The sequence below is a fragment of the Asticcacaulis sp. genome (genome assembly GCA_024707255.1).
Taxonomy (GTDB): domain Bacteria; phylum Pseudomonadota; class Alphaproteobacteria; order Caulobacterales; family Caulobacteraceae; genus Asticcacaulis.
The window spans coordinates 1,256,433-1,273,094 of record JANQAC010000001.1 but is presented as its reverse complement, the minus strand read 5'-3'; the positions used below and the strand labels follow the sequence as shown (position 1 = coordinate 1,273,094).

The 16,662-nt window shown below is 58.7% G+C and carries 15 protein-coding genes and 2 pseudogenes; 12 read left to right on the top strand and 5 right to left on the bottom strand.

The genetic code is table 11. From position 1 onward, the window contains the following. Window positions 1-24: 24 nt before the first annotated feature. The 4 genes and pseudogenes from NVV72_06160 to NVV72_06145 all read left to right on the top strand — a co-directional run bounded on the left by NVV72_06160 (window position 25) and on the right by NVV72_06145 (window position 5,394). Window positions 25-1,925: pseudogene (locus NVV72_06160) on the top strand (potassium transporter Kup). 149 nt (window positions 1,926-2,074) lie between these two features. Next, window positions 2,075-3,313, top strand: a complete 1,239-nt coding sequence (locus NVV72_06155) for an argininosuccinate synthase (protein ID MCR6658933.1) — start codon at window positions 2,075-2,077, stop codon at window positions 3,311-3,313. A 176-nt stretch (window positions 3,314-3,489) separates the two neighbouring features. Next, a protein-coding gene (locus tag NVV72_06150) for an IS5 family transposase (GenBank protein ID MCR6658932.1) occupies window positions 3,490-4,246 on the top strand; the annotation gives its coding sequence in 2 pieces (ribosomal slippage) (window positions 3,490-3,821 and window positions 3,820-4,246; 759 coding nt in all). 194 nt (window positions 4,247-4,440) lie between these two features. Next, the gene (locus NVV72_06145; GenBank protein MCR6658931.1) at window positions 4,441-5,394 is read left to right on the top strand and encodes a transposase; all 954 of its coding nucleotides are present in this window, start codon (window positions 4,441-4,443) and stop codon (window positions 5,392-5,394) included. Window positions 5,395-5,427: 33 nt separating this feature from the next. Here NVV72_06145 and NVV72_06140 read toward each other — a convergent pair whose 3' ends face one another. From NVV72_06140 to NVV72_06120, 5 genes are all read right to left on the bottom strand, one after another. Further along, the gene (locus NVV72_06140; protein MCR6658930.1) at window positions 5,428-7,209 is read right to left on the bottom strand and encodes a M2 family metallopeptidase; all 1,782 of its coding nucleotides are present in this window, start codon (window positions 7,207-7,209) and stop codon (window positions 5,428-5,430) included. Then, a complete protein-coding gene (locus tag NVV72_06135) occupies window positions 7,185-7,328 on the bottom strand; it encodes a hypothetical protein (protein ID MCR6658929.1) in 144 nt (47 codons plus the stop codon). The genes NVV72_06140 and NVV72_06135 overlap by 25 nt, the downstream gene beginning before the upstream one ends. Before the next feature lie 663 nt (window positions 7,329-7,991). Next, the gene (gene mtgA / locus NVV72_06130; GenBank protein MCR6658928.1) at window positions 7,992-8,768 is read right to left on the bottom strand and encodes a monofunctional biosynthetic peptidoglycan transglycosylase; all 777 of its coding nucleotides are present in this window, start codon (window positions 8,766-8,768) and stop codon (window positions 7,992-7,994) included. 153 nt (window positions 8,769-8,921) lie between these two features. Beyond that, the gene (locus NVV72_06125) at window positions 8,922-9,908 is read right to left on the bottom strand and encodes a WD40 repeat domain-containing protein (GenBank protein MCR6658927.1); all 987 of its coding nucleotides are present in this window, start codon (window positions 9,906-9,908) and stop codon (window positions 8,922-8,924) included. 209 nt (window positions 9,909-10,117) lie between these two features. Further along, window positions 10,118-11,248, bottom strand: a complete 1,131-nt coding sequence (locus NVV72_06120) for a GTP-binding protein (protein MCR6658926.1) — start codon at window positions 11,246-11,248, stop codon at window positions 10,118-10,120. A gap of 282 nt (window positions 11,249-11,530) precedes the next feature. Here NVV72_06120 and rplU point away from each other — a divergent pair, with 282 nt between their 5' ends. The 8 genes and pseudogenes from rplU to rlmH all read left to right on the top strand — a co-directional run bounded on the left by rplU (window position 11,531) and on the right by rlmH (window position 16,575). Beyond that, window positions 11,531-12,055 (top strand): 50S ribosomal protein L21, encoded by a 525-nt coding sequence (gene rplU, locus NVV72_06115; GenBank protein MCR6658925.1) that lies wholly within the window; start codon window positions 11,531-11,533, stop codon window positions 12,053-12,055. Between the two features lie 25 nt (window positions 12,056-12,080). Beyond that, the gene (gene rpmA, locus NVV72_06110) at window positions 12,081-12,350 is read left to right on the top strand and encodes a 50S ribosomal protein L27 (GenBank protein MCR6658924.1); all 270 of its coding nucleotides are present in this window, start codon (window positions 12,081-12,083) and stop codon (window positions 12,348-12,350) included. A 226-nt stretch (window positions 12,351-12,576) separates the two neighbouring features. Then, entirely contained in the window at window positions 12,577-13,161 is a 585-nt protein-coding gene (locus NVV72_06105) for a GNAT family N-acetyltransferase (protein MCR6658923.1), read from the top strand. Between the two features lie 157 nt (window positions 13,162-13,318). Continuing rightward, window positions 13,319-14,370 (top strand): annotated as a pseudogene (obgE, locus tag NVV72_06100) (GTPase ObgE). Window positions 14,371-14,372: 2 nt separating this feature from the next. Further along, complete coding sequence (locus tag NVV72_06095; protein MCR6658922.1) at window positions 14,373-15,038, top strand: nicotinate-nucleotide adenylyltransferase; 666 nt, start codon at window positions 14,373-14,375, stop codon at window positions 15,036-15,038. Next, the gene (locus tag NVV72_06090) at window positions 15,031-15,468 is read left to right on the top strand and encodes a hypothetical protein (GenBank protein MCR6658921.1); all 438 of its coding nucleotides are present in this window, start codon (window positions 15,031-15,033) and stop codon (window positions 15,466-15,468) included. The genes NVV72_06095 and NVV72_06090 overlap by 8 nt, the downstream gene beginning before the upstream one ends. Before the next feature lie 141 nt (window positions 15,469-15,609). Beyond that, entirely contained in the window at window positions 15,610-16,083 is a 474-nt protein-coding gene (gene rsfS, locus NVV72_06085) for a ribosome silencing factor (protein ID MCR6658920.1), read from the top strand. Further along, entirely contained in the window at window positions 16,084-16,575 is a 492-nt protein-coding gene (gene rlmH / locus NVV72_06080) for a 23S rRNA (pseudouridine(1915)-N(3))-methyltransferase RlmH (GenBank protein MCR6658919.1), read from the top strand. It abuts the gene before it with no gap. Window positions 16,576-16,662 lie beyond the last annotated feature (87 nt).

Genomic DNA, 16,662 nt, shown 5'->3' with positions numbered 1-16,662 from the left:
CCGCGTGCAGAGGCCGACAGGCAAATGACGAGCGATACTCACGACCAGGCCGAAACCGGTCATGGTCACAGGCGGCTGTGGGGCCTCACCGTTGGCGCCATCGGGGTTGTCTTCGGCGATATCGGCACCAGTCCGCTTTACGCCATGCGCGAGGCCCTGCATCACGCCCGCGCCGGCACCGATCCGCACCTGGCCACCTTCGGCGTCATTTCGCTTGTCTTCTGGGCACTCGTCCTGCTGGTGACGATCAAATACGTCATCTTCCTGATGCGTGCCGATAATGCCGGCGAGGGCGGCACACTGGCCCTTATGGCCCTGGCGCAAAAGGCACTGGGCCGATACTCGGCGACGGTTTTCTTTTTGGGCGTGTGCGGCGCGGCCCTTTTTTACGGTGACAGCATCATCACGCCGGCCCTGTCAGTCCTGAGCGCCGTCGAGGGGGTGAAGGATGCGCCGGGCATTGGTCACACGCTCGACCAGTACATCCTGCCGATTGCCCTGGTAATTTTACTCAGCCTGTTCCTTGTTCAGTCGCGTGGCACCGAGAAAGTGGCGCGCCTGTTCGGCCCGGTCATGCTGTTGTGGTTCGTCGTCATCGCCGGCATGGGCGTCTATTACATCGCGCAGAAGCCCGCCATACTGGCCGCGCTCAGCCCGCACTACGGGGTGTCGTTCCTGCTGGCCAATGGTATCACCGGCTTCATTATACTGGGGTCCGTCTTCCTGGTGGTGACCGGGGCCGAGGCGCTTTATGCCGATATGGGCCATTTCGGCCGCCGGCCCATCAGCACAGCCTGGTTGTGGATCGTCTTCCCGGCCCTGATCCTCAACTATCTTGGCCAGGGTGCCCTGACCCTGATCGACCCGACCGCTCAGGCCAATCCCTTCTGGCGCATGGTGCCGGATGCCTTTTACTGGCCGGTGCTTCTGTTGGCGGGCCTTGCCACCATCATCGCGTCGCAGGCGGTCATCACCGGCGCCTTTTCCATGACCCAGCAGGCGGTGCAACTCGGGCTTCTGCCGCGCATGGATATCCAGCGCACGTCCGAAACCCAGGCCGGGCAGATCTATGTGCCGCAGATCAACAGCCTGCTGATGGTGGGCGTCATCTTCCTGGTCGTCATGTTCCGCAGTTCGGATGCTTTGACTTCCGCCTATGGCATTGCCGTGACCGGCACCATGTACATCAGCACCATCATGGCCTATATTGTTATCCGCCGCATCTGGCAGTGGTCGCGGCCACGCACCCTGATGCTGCTCGTGCCGCTCGGCCTGATCGAAGCCATCTTCATGGCTTCCAACCTGACCAAGCTGTTTTCCGGCGCCTGGATGCCACTGGCCTTCGGCGGTCTGCTGATCCTGGTCATGACCACCTGGATCAGGGGGCGCACATCCTGGCCGCCAAGGCAAAACGCGACAGCCTGCCCATGGCCGACCTGGTGGAAATACTGGAAAAGCGGCCGCCTCACAGGGTTGCCGGTACGGCCATCTTCCTGACCTCGGATGCCTCACTGGCGCCGGTCGCCTTGATGCACAATCTCAAGCACAACAAGATGCTGCATGAGAAAAACATCATCCTGACGGTCAATACCGCCAATATCCCGCGCGTCGCGTCCGATCAGCGCGTCGACGTTGTACAGCTCAATGCGGATTTCACCACCGTGACCCTAAGCTTTGGTTTCATGGAAACGCCCAATATTCCGCAGGCACTTGGCCTTTGCCGTAAGCATGGGGTCAAGTTCGATATCATGGCCACCAGCTTCTTTATCGGCAAGCGCTCGGTCGTGCCCTCGGCCAATTCTGACATGCCGGTCTGGCAGGACAAGCTGTTCATCTTCCTGATGAAAAACGCGGCCAACCCGACCAGCTTTTTTCATATCCCGCCAGGACGTGTGGTCGAACTGGGCACGCAGGTGACCGTCTAACGCCAAAAGGCCTGCGTTTTGGCGACGGCCTCAGGCCCTTGACCCGTAAGTTTCACATATTCGGTCTTGCATCCGGGGGGTTAAACCTTAAAGCGCGCGGGACTGTTTTTAACCTCCTCACTGCCTTCTGACTTAGAAAGCCCGCTCCCATGTCCGCATCCGCTGAAAAGCCCGTCAAGAAAGTCGTCCTCGCCTATTCCGGCGGCCTGGATACCTCGATTATCCTGAAGTGGCTGCAAACCGAATATGGCGCCGAAGTGGTTACCTTCACCGCCGATCTGGGGCAGGGCGGCGAGATCGAACCCGCCCGCGCCAAGGCGCTCGCCGCCGGCGTGAAGCCGGAAAACATCTTCATCGAGGACGTGCGCGAAGAGTTCGTGAAGGATTATGTCTTCCCGATGTTCCGCGCCAACACGGTCTATGAAGGCCAGTACCTGCTCGGCACCTCCATCGCCCGTCCGCTGATCGCCAAGAAGCAGATCGAGATCGCCCGCAAGACCGGCGCGGATGCCGTTTCCCATGGCGCCACCGGCAAGGGTAATGATCAGGTCCGTTTCGAGCTGGGCTATTATGGCCTGGAGCCCGATATTCGCGTCATCGCCCCGTGGCGCGAATGGGATTTCAAGAGCCGCGAAGCTCTGCTCGACTTCGCTGAAAAGCATCAGATCCAGATCGCCAAGGACAAGCGCGGTGATGCGCCTTTCTCGGTCGACGCCAACCTGCTGCACTCGTCCTCCGAAGGCAAGGTGCTGGAAGATCCGGCCGTCGAAGCACCGGAATTCGTATATCAGCGCACCATTTCGCCGGAAGCCGCGCCCGACACCCCGACCGTCTTCACCATGGATTTCGAGCGCGGTGATCCGGTTGCCATCAATGGCGTGGCCCTGTCGCCGGCCGCCCTGCTGACCAAGCTGAACGAGTTGGGCCACGACAATGGCGTTGGCCGTCTCGATCTCGTCGAAAACCGCTTCGTCGGCATGAAGTCGCGCGGTGTATACGAAACCCCCGGCGGCACCATCCTTTTGGCAGCGCACCGCGGCATCGAGTCGATCACGCTCGATCGCGGCGCCATGCACCTGAAGGACGAGCTGATGCCGAAATATGCCTCTCTGGTCTATAACGGCTTCTGGTTCTCGCCGGAGCGCGAAATGCTGCAAGCCGCGATCGACTACTCGCAATCGAAGGTCACCGGTCGTGTTACGATCAAGCTCTACAAGGGCAATGTGACCATCACCGGCCGCGAAAGCCCCTATTCGCTGTACGACCAGGATTTGGTCACGTTCGAAGAGGGGAAGGTCGCTTACGATCACCGCGATGCGGCCGGCTTCATCAAGCTCAACGCCCTGCGCCTGCGTGTGGCGGCGAAGCGCGATCAGCGCGGCAAGTAATGGGGCGTGGGGTCTGCGATCCCACAAAGCCTTTCTATTCTAATAAAATCCTCGCCCCTTTGGGGCGGGGTTTTTTATTAGAATAAGGGAAGACTTGGGGTCACGGGTCCGGACCCATATTTGGGATTCCTTTGAGCCTGCGGATGTGATTCACTTTCTTTGCCAGGAGGTGGATCATGTCTGATTTGTTTTGGTTTTCTGATGAGCAGTGGGCGCGGATCGAGCCTTTGCTACCCAAAGGACGTCCTGGAAAGCCGCGTGTGGACGACCGGCGGGTTTTATCCGGGATTGTTCATGCTTTGAAATCGGGTGGCCGCTGGAGTGATTGTCCGCCAGCCTATGGCCCGAAGAAGACGCTTTACAATCGCTTCGTGCGCTGGGCCGATCAGGGCGTGTGGGAGGCAATTTTCCATGCCCTGGCCGGTCAGGAAGCCTTGCCTGACCGATTGTTCCTCGACGCGACTCTGGTGCGAGCCCACCGCTCAGCCGGCGGTGCAAAAGGGGGCTTTGGCCAATGGTATCGGCCGTACCCAGATCGGACGCCAGAGCAAGATCCACGCTCTATGCGACGCATATGGCAGACCCTGGACGCTCGTCGTAACGCCTGGGAATATTCCCGATGTCGCCGTCGCTCAGCAGTGCATAGGTTCTCTGGCACCGACAGGTGAGTTGGTGGCGGACAAGGGATATGACGCCAACGCCCTGCGTGAATGGCTGGCGGAGCGTGGGACAAAGGCGGTCATCCCGCCTATGCGTCATCGCCGCATCCAGTTCGCCTATGACAAACGTGTCTACAAGCAACGTAACGTAATCGAGCGCATGTTCTGCCGCTTCAAAGATTGGAGGCGAGTGGCCATGCGGTACGACCGAAAGATTGAAACCTTCATCGCAACCATAACCATCGCAGCCATCGTCAACTGGTGGGCAAAATAATATGAGTCCGGACCCACAGGCCCCAAACCCTGTCTGTTGTGGGTATGCTATTGTGAAGATCGCCGCCGGGAGACTGTCCAAACCCCGATCCCTTAGAGATCGTTTCTGGGCTCAGTCCCCGGCAGCTTCACACCAAACCTGAACAGTTGCCGGGGGCGGTCGCCACCGACCCCGTATTGACAAGGACAGGCCCCATGACCTTGCACCAATTTCCCATTGGCGTCGATGTTTCCAAAGCGACACTCGACATCTTCGACAGTCAAACTTCGCGTTACTTTCAGATCGATAACCACACTGATGCCATCACAGCCTGGCTGGATGGCCTCGACACCCAACGTCTTGTCGTGTTCGAAGCTACAAGCCGTGTTGACCAGACCCTGCACACAGAACTGGAGCGGCGTCAGGGTGCCTTTGTCCGCGTAAACCCCAGAGACGCCAGAGACTTTGCTAAAGCCTCAGGCCGACGCGCCAAGACAGACCGCGTTGATGCAGCCATGCTGGCCCATATGGCGCAGGCCCTAAAGCCGGCACCGTCACAACCTCGCTCGACCGAACGGGTTAGGCTCAGCCTGTATCTCAGCAGGCGCCGGCAGATGGTCGAAATGCGCAAGCAGGAACGTACCCGTAGACATCAGTTCTGCAATGATCCCTGGATATGCCAAAGCCTCGACCACATGCTCAGCATCCTTGATCAGCAAATCCGCAGCATTGAAGCCGTAATCCGCGAACTGATCGAGGCCAACTCTGACTTCCGCAAAGCCTCTGTCTGCCTGCAAAGTGCGCCAGGCATCGGACCGGTTACCGCAGCAACCCTGATCGCGGATTTGCCTGAGCTCGGACACAGAAACCGAAAACAGATCGCAAGCCTGACCGGACTGGCCCCTCATCCAAGGGATAGCGGAACATTCAGGGGAAAAAGAACCATCTGGGGCGGAAGGCGCCACATCCGCCACCTCCTCTTCGCCGCTGCCGTAACCGCAAGCCGATCAAAAGCCGACGTAAAAGACCGCTATCAGGCCCTCACAAGCAGAGGAAAACAAAAGAAGTGCCCCCTCATTGCCATTGCGAGGTGGATGATCACAGCACTCAACGCTATGATCGCTAAAAACTCAAACTGGCACACAAAAGAAATGGCGCAGATCACCTGATCCGCGCCACACTCAAACACAGTTGCCCGTAGATTATATCTCGCCATCCCAGCCGCACTGCTGGTCCTTGTTCTGCTCTTCCAGCCAGGCATTGAGCGGCGCGAAGTAATCCATGATCGCCGTGGCATCCATCTCGCGCTGGCCGGTAAAGGTTTCCAGCGCGTCCGGCCAGGGCTTCGATTGCCCCATTTCCAGCATGGCGTTCAGCTTCTCACCCACCGCGCGTTCGCCATAGATCGAGCAGCGGTGCAACGGCCCCTTCCAGCCAGCCTGTTCGCACGCCGCGCGCTGGAACTGGAATTGCAAAATATCGGCCAGGAAATAGCGCGTATAGGGCACGCTGGCCGCCACATGATACTTGCCGCCCGGATCGAAGGCCGATTCCGGACGCGGCCCCGGTGCCTGGATGCCCTGATACTTGCGCACCAGTTCCCACCAGCGCTGATTATACTGCGCTTCGGTGATCTGGCCGGAAAAGACCTCCCAGCGCCAGCGATCGATTTCCAGACCAAACGGCAGGAAGGCCACCTTTTGCAGCGCCATCTTGAGCAGGTAGGGAATATCCTCCGATTCGCCCGGCACCTTGTCCAGCAAACCGATCTGCTTGAGATAGGTCGGCGTCACCGAACTGAGGCCGATAAAATCACCGATCGCTTCATGGAAGCCGTCATTGGCGCCGTTCTTGAACAGGAAGGGCTGATCCATATAGGCGCGCTGGTAGAAATTATGCCCCAGCTCGTGGTGGACCGTGTAGAAGTCCTCGCCATTGACCTGGGTACACATCTTGATGCGCAGGTCTTCGTTATTATCGACATCCCAGGCCGAAGCGTGGCAGACCACTTCGCGGTCACGCGGCCGGGTGAACTGCGAGCGTTCCCAGAAGGTGGACGGCAGGGATTTGAAACCGAGCGAGGTGTAGAAGTTCTCACCGGTATGGACCATTTTCAGCGGGTCGTACTTCTTCTTCACCAACAGCTTGTCGAGACTGTAGCTGGATTTTATCCCTTTCGGCGCCACCACGTCATAGATGTTCGACCAGTCCTGCGCCCACATATTACCGAGCAGGTCAGCGCGGATCGGGCCGGTCTTCGGCTGGACGGCATCGCCATACTTCTCATTCAGCTTGCGGCGCGTATAGCAGTGCAGATTCTTGTAGAAGGGCGCGACCTGGGTCCACAGCTTGTCGGTCTCGGCGGCGAAAGCGTCCGGGTCCATGTCATAGCCGGAGCGCCACAGGGCGCCGGTATCCTTGAAGCCCAAACCTTGCGCGCCCTTATTGGAAAGTTCCGTCAGCTTGGCATAATCGTCCTTCATCGGCGCGGCTATGCTCATCCAGCCTTCCCACATGGCGCGGGTGGTCAGCGGATCGCGCGTCTTGGCCATCACATCAGACGCATCATCGAGATTATAGGTCTTGCCCTTCCAGGTGAACTTGCCGGTCGAATAGGTGGCGCCCAGCTTGGCGGCCACGGCCGACAATTCCTCTGCGGCGCCAGGCTCGGCCGCCGCCGGCAGGGTTTGGGAAATACGCAGCAGGTCGAGCTTGCGGCGCGTCACCGGATCGGCATCGACATCATTATACTGCGCCGATTCCATGGCATATTTGACCGTGGCCTCGTTCAGGGCGGCATCGGCCTTGGTCTGGAGCCACTCGCTGTCGAAATTAATAAAGGTGGCGCCCATCCATTGGGCGTGCTGATCATATTCGTTGAGATCGGCCAGCTTCGCTTCGGCATCGGTGATAAAGGCCGTGGCCTCTTCCGGCGTCGGCTTGGCCGGCATCGCCGGGGTCAGCGGCGCGGGCTCGACCGGCACGGTATAGGCCCCGGCCCGCTGCCGGAACCCAGTACCACCGAGGGCGCGGAAGGCGTTGTCGTGGTGGCGCAGCCGGTAAGCAAGGCCACACAGGCCGCAGACGTCAGCAGATACTTCATGACCAGTCCTCCCAGTGGTTAACAATCGCAGGGAAGGCTATTTGGTTGCAGTCGTCAAGGGCATGTCAAGGAAACGGATGCCCTAATATATTTTCAACGAGGCCCCAAGCGCCGGTCAATCCCACGACGAACAGCGGTAAAGACAGAATGCGCTTGTTCATTTCCCAGATGGAACCACAGAGAAACAAACGGCGGCAATCCTCCTTCGCCGCTGCGTATTTATACCCAGCGCTCCGCAGGAACCAGAGTACATTGAGAGCCCCCATACGGCCGGGACGAAACAGGCAAAAGGCAGCGGTAAAGAGTACGGCCAACACTATCGCCATCACTATCGAATACCCGAGAATGCCAGGATGAACATCGTATGCCGACCATGAGCCACGTTCGTCGGGGAACTGCAAACGCGTTATACCGTATCCCATAATCGCCCACCCCGCCGTCAAGCTTAAGCCCTGTCGCAGAAGATCGCTCAGAACATCATGACCAGGGCGGAACCAGCCCTCAACCGTTTCGCGGCTGGCACCACTGCGGTATTGAAACCAGCAGAATCTTCCACGCGCGCACCAGAGGAGAGAACAGGCCGCAGAAAAAGAGAATGAATCCCAGAACAAAGCAGACGGTGATCATGACGCGTTTTCTTTTCTTGTTATTCTGCCGCTCTTGTTATTCCGCCGCGCAGGCATCCAGCCCCTGATTGACCACCATCCGCGCATTGGCGGCGATACGGCCGGAGCGCTTGCTGCCCTTGGCCTTGCGCTTGATCGGATTGGGCAGAATGGCCGCCAGTTGCGCCGCTTCCGCGCGTGACAACGTTTTCGCGCTATGGCCGAACCAGTATTGCGAAGCCGCTTCGGCGCCATAGATGCCCGGCCCCATTTCGATCGAATTGAGATAGACCTCCATGATCCGGTCCTTCGACCACATATGCTCGATCAGGAAGGTGTAATAGACCTCGAAGCCCTTGCGGACCCAGGAACGATCCGGCCACAGGAAGACATTCTTGGCCGTCTGCTGCGAAATGGTCGAGGCGCCGCGCTTCTTTTTATGTGTGGCGTTGTAGCGCTCGGCCTTCTCGATGGCCTGCATGTCAAAACCATCGTGGGTACAGAACTTGGCGTCTTCCGAGGCAATGACGGCGCGCTTCAGGTTATCGCTGATCTGATAGCCGGGCACCCAGCGGTGATCGAGGCCATTGCCCTGGGTCAGCTTCTCGATCATCAGGAAGGTCACCGGCACCGGCACGAAACGATGAATAGCGACCGAGAGAATGGAGAAGGTGAAAAAGCCGACAATACAGGCGCCCACAAAACGCAGAGGGCGGAATTTACGCTTTACTTTTTCAGGCATGGGATGGGGTGTCGACTCCGGCGGGGCGTCATAGATGGTTTCTTCGCTCAGGCCCGGAACCGTATCTTCCGGCTCATCATCACGCTCACTCATTTAGGCAGCCCCCACAGCCACGTACTCCGAACCGATATCGCGTTATGAGACGGCGAAAAGGATTAGCTATCGAGAAACGTAGCGGAGCGTACTCAGGTACGTGAGCAACGTATCGCAGATAGATGATGCTTTGCAGCCTCTCAGAACGTGATATCACGCTTCAAAGATATAGACCACGCCCTCTTCATCGCCAAACAGAATACGATTGGCTTCACCGGAGATAGCCAGTGCTGTGATTGGCGAACCTTTTTCGCCCTTGATCCACTCCACATGGGTCGATTGCAGCTCTGCCAGCCAGACGCGGCCATCTTCAGTGCCGGCGCTGAGGATGGTTTCCTCGGCCGCGCCGGCCACCACGGAGACCGTGCTGCCTTCCAGCGGATTGATCTCGGAAGCTTCCTCGCCCATCGGACCATTGGAGCGCAGGAACGGCCATACCACTGCGCCATTGGCGCCGGAGGTGGCCAACAGCTTGCCTTTGGCGAAGAAGTCGAGCGACTTGATCTTGGCGGGATAGCCGCCCATGCGCATGTCTTTTGAATCCTTCAGGCGCCAGCCGTGCAGGGCGTTTTCCTGCATGGCGGTGATGACGAACTCACCCGATGGCGCCATAGCGATCTTGGTGTGTGAACCGGCCCAGAACAGCTTTGACGGCTTCTGCTTTTCGTCGATACGGGCAAACCACACGACCACACCATTATAGGTGGCACAATAAAGCTTACGCGCCTTGGGATCGAAAACCAGATCGGAGACCGAATGCTCGTGTATGAAGGTCTTGGTCTCTTTCTTGAGCAGGTCGAGCACATGGACCTTCTTGGCGGTGGCATAGGCGATCACCTGGCCTTCGGGCGCTGCGGCAATCATATCGATCCAGGCGCCCTTATGCACCGCCAGTTCGATCGGGCCGGCATCCTTGGAGGTCCAGACCACGCGACCATCGTCACCGCCAGTGATAACGCCCAGCCCGGTCGGGTGGATTACGGCGCTTAAGATTCCGGCATCGGGGTGGGCGTCGAATTCTTTTTCTGAATCAGGAAAGACAATGCGGCCATCGCCGAGCGCCACCACAGGCTCGTCAAGCGCATCGAACAGGGCGGCGACCACGTAGGAGTCGAAGGGTTTTTGGTAAGCAAAGGTCATGATGGCGCTTATAAGCAGGGAGATAGGATTTGGAAAGAAATCTTCTCCTCCCTTGCGAGCCGCTTGGCGAAGCGGGGGAGGTGTCGAGCAAGCGCAGCGCGTCGAGACGGAGGCGGCATTACTGACGGTGGAATAGCCCCCTCCGTCAGCGACACCAGCCCTTCGGGCTTCGCGCTGCCACCTCCCCCGATAAATCAGGGGAGGAGAAATTACGCCGCGATCGTCGCTTCAAAGCCGGCCTTAAGCGCTGCGGTATCAAGATGACGGCCGATAAACACCGCCCGCGAGATACGCGGCTCGTCCGCCTGCCATTCGCGTTGCAGGTCGCCTTCCAGGATCATATGAACCGCCTGGAAGACCAGGCGCTTGTTCTCACCCTTGACGTTCAGAATGCCCTTGGCGCGCAGGATATCCTGGCCCTTTTCCGCCAGCAACTTATCCAGCCACTGGGTAAAACGGATGCCGTCGATCGGCTTGTCGGTGCTGAGCGACAGACTCTTGATCTCTTCATCGTGGATCGGATTGATGGTGTGGCTGCAATGCTCGTCATGGACATGCCCCGCCTCACCATGCGCCGGGTTGTGGTGGTGATGCCCGTGATCATGATGATGGTCATGGCCGCAGTGTTCATCATGAACATGGCCGGGTTCCCCATGCGCCGGATTATGGTCATGATGATGGTGATGCTCGTCGTGGCCAATCTCTTCCAGCTTGGTCAGATCAAACCGGTGCTGGTTCAGCAGGCTGGCGATATCGACAAACGAGCGCTGGGCGCGGGTGATGCTGGCCAGCGGGTTCAGCCCCTTCAGGCGGCCTTCGATTTCATCCAGCTTGGCGTCATCGACCAGGTCGGTCTTGTTGAGAATGATCTGATCGGCGAAAGCGATCTGTTCCTTGACCACGCGGTCGGTTTTCAGCGCCTCGTCGAAATGCAGGGCATCGACCAGGGCCGTCACCGAGTCGAGATAGGTCTTCGCCTTGATGTCTTCGTCGACAAAGAAGGTCTGCGCCACCGGGCCGGGATCGGCCAGGCCCGTGGTCTCGACAATAATAGCGTCGAAACGGCCTTTGCGCTTCATCAGTTGCGACAGGATGCGGATCAGATCGCCGCGCACCGTGCAGCAGACGCAGCCATTGTTCATCTCGAACACTTCTTCATCGGCGCCCACGATCAGGTCGTTGTCGATGCCGATTTCGCCGAACTCATTGACGATTACGGCATATTTCTGGCCGTGGTTTTCAGAGAGGATACGGTTGAGCAGGGTCGTCTTGCCGGCGCCCAGATAGCCGGTCAGGACGGTGACGGGGGTCTTTTGCGATTGGTGCGCGGTATCGGCCATGAGGGTGTTACTTTATAAAGGTGGAATGATCTGCCGCTTAGTTAAGCCTTCGCGCATTGAAATCAAGCTTTCAAATATATAGAATGAAGCAGGTGATTTGTTTTGGACCGCCGAAGGCAGAAAATAGCCGTTTGCGCCCCATAAACCCGTTGACTCACCGAGATATCCTTGTATAAGTCGCCGCCTCTCGCCCGGAGCCTTGTGGTTCCTGGGGCGTTTTTCCATTCTCCCGCGCAAGGCACTACGTTTAAAGCCGCGCGCCACGGCATAAGGTTCCTGACCATGTACGCGGTCATCAAAACAGGCGGTAAGCAATACCGCGTTTCGGCTGGCGATCTGATCGTTGTCGAGAAGCTCGAAGGCGAAGCCGGCGCGGCTGTGAAGTTCAACGACGTGCTGATGCTCGGCGATGCGGCCGGTGCCGTTGTCGGTGCGCCGCTCGTTGATGGCGCCGTGGTCGAAGCCACCCTGATCGAAACCCGCAAGGGTGAGAAGGTCCGCATCTTCAAGAAGACCCGCCGTCAGGGCTATCGCCGTACCCGCGGCCATCGTCAGCTCCAGTCGGTTCTGCGCGTCACCTCGATCCTTGGTGCCGGTAAGTCGGCGAAGTGGGAAGGCACCGTCTCGCTGACCACGAAGGCCGAACTGGACGCCCGCGCCCGTAACCTGGCGCCGCGTAACCTGGCCGCCGCTATCGAGACCCCGGAAGTGGTTTCGGTTCCGGTTGTCGCCGAAGAAGCCCCCGCCAAGAAGAAGGCCGCGCCGAAGAAGAAGGCCGCTGCTGAAACCTCGGCTGACGAAGCGTAATTACAGAACCTAAGGAGCACCTCCCATGGCACACAAAAAATCCGGTGGTTCGTCCCGCAACGGCCGCGACTCACAATCCAAGCGCCTCGGCGTCAAGAAGTTCGGTGGTGAACTCGTTCTCGCCGGCAACATCCTTGTCCGTCAGCGCGGCACCAAGTTCTTTGCCGGTGAAAATGTCGGCCTCGGCCGCGACCATACCCTCTTCGCCACGGCGACAGGCAATGTGAAGTTCACCACCAAGCGCGACGAGCGTTGTTACGTCTCGATCCTGCCGGTAGCCGCGGCTGCCGAATAAGCACAATTCGACATTTTCGGATCGTGCTTAAGATTTTAAGCCGATCCGGACCGAGTTTAGAGCGGGAGTCCGGGTTAGACCTGGCTCCCGTTTTTCGTTTTTGGTTTTGGCATAAACCAAACGTGATCCCGCTCTTTCAGGACCTGTGGTGGAACTGACACAGTTTCACCCTAAATAGACCTCAAGGTGGTGCCATCCATGCCGCCGGGGTCAAGGAGTGACAGACATGATCACGCGCAATGAAGCCCACAGGGCCGTCATCGGCCCGCACAAGCCAGACCAGATCAGCGTCGAGACGACGCGTCTGAGCCTGACGGCACTGAAACCTTCCGATCTCGATGCCTTCCTGGCCGTCTTCGCCGACAAGAACTCGGCGCGGATGACCCACGCCATCCCGCATCCGCTGGATCGCAGCGATGCTGAGCGCCTGCTGGCCGATATGGCCGCCACGCCCTTTACGCATTGGGCGATCCGCCTGGATGATGAGCGCCTGATAGGGATTATCAGCCTGACCAAGTCGGCCTGCGGCACGACCGGTGGCATCCACTCGTTCGGGCCTAACCTAAGCGTCTTCATCGCACCGCAATGGCAGGGTCAGGGCTATGCCATTGAGGCGACCGATGGCCTGCTGCGCTGGTGCAAGAAGCGCAAACTGCACCGCATCATCCATGCGGCGCATTTCGCGGATAACGAACCTTCGGCCTCGGCCCTGATCAAGGCCGATTTCCTCTATACCGGCCGCCGCACGATGGAGACCTCGCTGGCGCGCGAAGGCGAGCATCTGGCGCTCCATATGATCCGCATACTGTAGTTTAAGCCGCCGACCTGAGAGCCCCGGCACGCCATTATTCATGGCGTCGCCGGGGTTTCTTGCTTTTTAGACCGTTTTCCGTCAAAGAACATCTTTTTGGTAAGACGCGTTTTTAGACGAAAAACCGGCAACCACTTTTTCGAAAACGCTTTGGCTTATGAAATTCCTCGATCAGTGCAAAATCTTTATCCGTTCCGGCAACGGCGGCGCCGGCGCCGTCTCGTTTCGCCGTGAAAAGTTCATCCCCAATGGCGGCCCCGATGGTGGTGATGGCGGCAAGGGCGGAAATGTGTGGATCGAAGCCAAGGACGGCCTCAATACCCTGATCGACTACCGCTACCAGCAGCATTTCAAGGCCAAAACCGGCACCCACGGCATGGGCCGCCAGATGCACGGCGCCAATGCAGAGGATATCGTGCTCTATGTGCCAGTTGGCACCGAGGTTTTCGAGGAAGACCATGAAACCCTGATCGTCGATCTCGATCAACCCGGCAAACGCCATCTGCTGGCCCAGGGCGGCAATGGCGGCTGGGGCAATACCCGCTTCAAGGGCCCGATCAACCAGGCGCCGAAATTTGCCCTGCCCGGTCAGGATGGCGAGGAAAAGTGGATCTGGCTGCGGCTCAAACTGATCGCCGATGCCGGCCTGGTGGGCCTGCCCAATGCCGGCAAGTCGACCTTTCTGGCCGCCTCATCCTCGGCCAAACCGAAGATCGCCGACTATCCCTTCACCACGCTGGTGCCCAATCTCGGCGTGATCGACTTAGGGCCTGAGCAGCGTTTTGTATTGGCCGATATTCCCGGCCTGATCGAAGGCGCTTCGAAGGCGCCGGCCTCGGCACCAAGTTCCTCGGGCCACGTCGAGCGCACCAAGGTGCTGCTCCATCTGATCGACGGCACCCAGGAAGACCCGGTCAAGGCGTACAAGACCATCCGCAAGGAGCTGAACGCCTATGACGAGATCCTCGGGCTCGAAAACCGAACTGGTGGCCATCAACAAGGTGGATCTCGCTCGATGCCGATGCCCGCAAGAAGCTGGTGACCAAAATCAAGAAGGTCTCCGGCCAGACGCCCTTCCTGATCTCCGGCGTGACCGGAGAAGGTGTGCGTGACCTGCTGTTTGCCGCGCTGGAAACCATCCAGGGGGAAAAGCCGGAAACCGCCAGAGCGGAGGCCGCGTCCGCCTATAATCCGTGGGATAACGCCTGAGGATGTGGTTCGCCGGTCCGGCCCCGATGCGGCCCGCAGTCCCCGCGGGCGGTTTGCGCAGCGGCTTCCATCTGGAACGCGGCATGACGGTTGGCCTGTTCGGCGGCTCGTTCAATCCGGCGCACGCCGGCCATCGCCATGTCGCTGAAACGGCGCGCCAGCAACTGGGCCTCGACCGGATCATCTGGCTGGTATCACCACAGAATCCGCTGAAATCGAAGACCGAGACCGCGCCACTGGCGGACCGCATCGCCCAGGTCCGGCCCTTCACCGGCCCGAAAGATGTCATCTCGGATTTCGAGACCCGCATCCACGCCACCTATACGCTCGATACCCTGCGCGCCCTGAAAGCCCGCTATCCCGGCGTCCATTTCGTCTGGATCATGGGCGGCGACAGCCTGGCCGGCTTCCATCGCTGGCGCGGCTGGGTGCAGCTTATGCACATGGTGCCGATCGCCGTCGTTTCCCGACCGGGCGCCCTGATGAAGGCGCGCTTCTCGCCAGCCACCCTGCGCTTTGCCCACTACAAGGTCGATGAACGGGCAGCCCAGACCCTGCCCTATCGCCACGCCCCGGCCTGGGCCTATATCAAAGGTCCGTTACACGGCCATTCGTCGACCGCCATTCGCAGACATCAGGCGGCACCTCAAGTGAACGATCATGAGTGAAATAAGTTCAGAATTGAAAGACCTGCTGTCATCGCTAAATGGGCTTCCTCTGATTGCTGTCAAAACCGCGGAATACAACGCCCTCTCGCTGACATTTGAATCACAGGACGCAAACGCTACATACCGTCTTGGCACGTGGTTTGAGGATTGGAATATATTTGACCGAGAGGAAAATCATCTCGTCGGACGAGCCGACGCCACTGCCATTCCAAATATGAACCTCGGAACATTTGAATGCCTTAAGATGGTTGGCGGCAAGGTAAGACTTCAATTATCTTTTGGCCACTATATCGAGTTCTCTGACCGTAATATGGATGACGATATTTTTTACGCCTTTTTGCCCAACCAAATTTTTGTCGGATACACCGCAAAAGAAGGCTGGCGATATGGCGTTTCAGATCGCCCATGGACAGGTGGCAAACCAATCTAAACAGAGGCCCTTTTATCAAAGGTCCGTTACATGGACACTCCTCCACCGCCTTGCGTTTGAAATCTAAGACGAAATCTCCACAGCAGTAAAATTCCATCAAAGGGTGACCGCCAGCACATTTTGTGCTATGCATCATCCATTGTGGATCATAAAGGAACTGAAGCCCTGTCTCGCCAACCCGCGCAAACCGCGCCTGAAACCCCTCTGTATGAGGCTACGCCTGACCAAGGTCAGACCTCCCACGATGAAGCTCCGTCTACCGAAGGCCTTGAGCCTCTGGAAACCCTGATCGTCAACAAGCTCGATGACGACAAGGCGCAGGATATCGTCTGCATAGACCTGAAGGGCAAATCCTCGGTCGCCGACACCCTGATCATCGCCTCCGGCCGTTCGCACCGCCACGTCGGCGCCCTGGCCGATCACGTCGTCCGCGCGCTCAAGGAAGCCGGCCATGGCAAGGCCAAGATCGAGGGCCTGCCGGCCTGCGACTGGGTGCTGATCGATGTCGGCGATGTCGTCGTGCATATCTTCCGCCCGGAAGTCCGCAGCTTCTACAATATCGAGAAGATCTGGTCGCTGTCGCCCGAAGGCACAGGCCACACTGTCTCCGTCTAAATGAAGCTGACGCTCTGCGCCGTTGGCAAGCTCGGCGCGACGGTCGAAAACACTCTTGTCAAAGACTATCTGAACCGCGCCAGTTTAACCGGGCGCGGTTTAGGCATTTCACCTGTCGATTTGCTGGAAGTAGAAGCCAAGAAAGGTGCCAAGGCCGCCACCTCCGCCCTGCTGAAGGCACAGGAAATGGAAGCGGTCAAGGCAGCCTTAAGTGATGGCGGCATCCTGATCGCCTGCGACGAGCATGGCGAACAACTGACCTCGCGCCAGATCGCCCAGCGCCTCAATATATACAAGGATCGCGGTGAGCGTCGCGTCACCTTCCTGATCGGCGGGGCAGATGGCCTTGATCCGGCTTTGCTGAAATCATCCGCCTTCTCGCTGGCTTTTGGCCCGCAAACCTGGCCACACGCCCTGGTCCGCGTCATGTTGGCCGAACAGATGTACCGCGCCACCACCATATTGGCCGGTCTGCCGTATCATCGGGACTGATCTCCGGGCACATGCCATGTGTCCGGCAAGGCCAAGCGGCCGCCCGAGCTGATGCGAGGAAAGTCGTGAGGGACGCCTAGTCCGGCG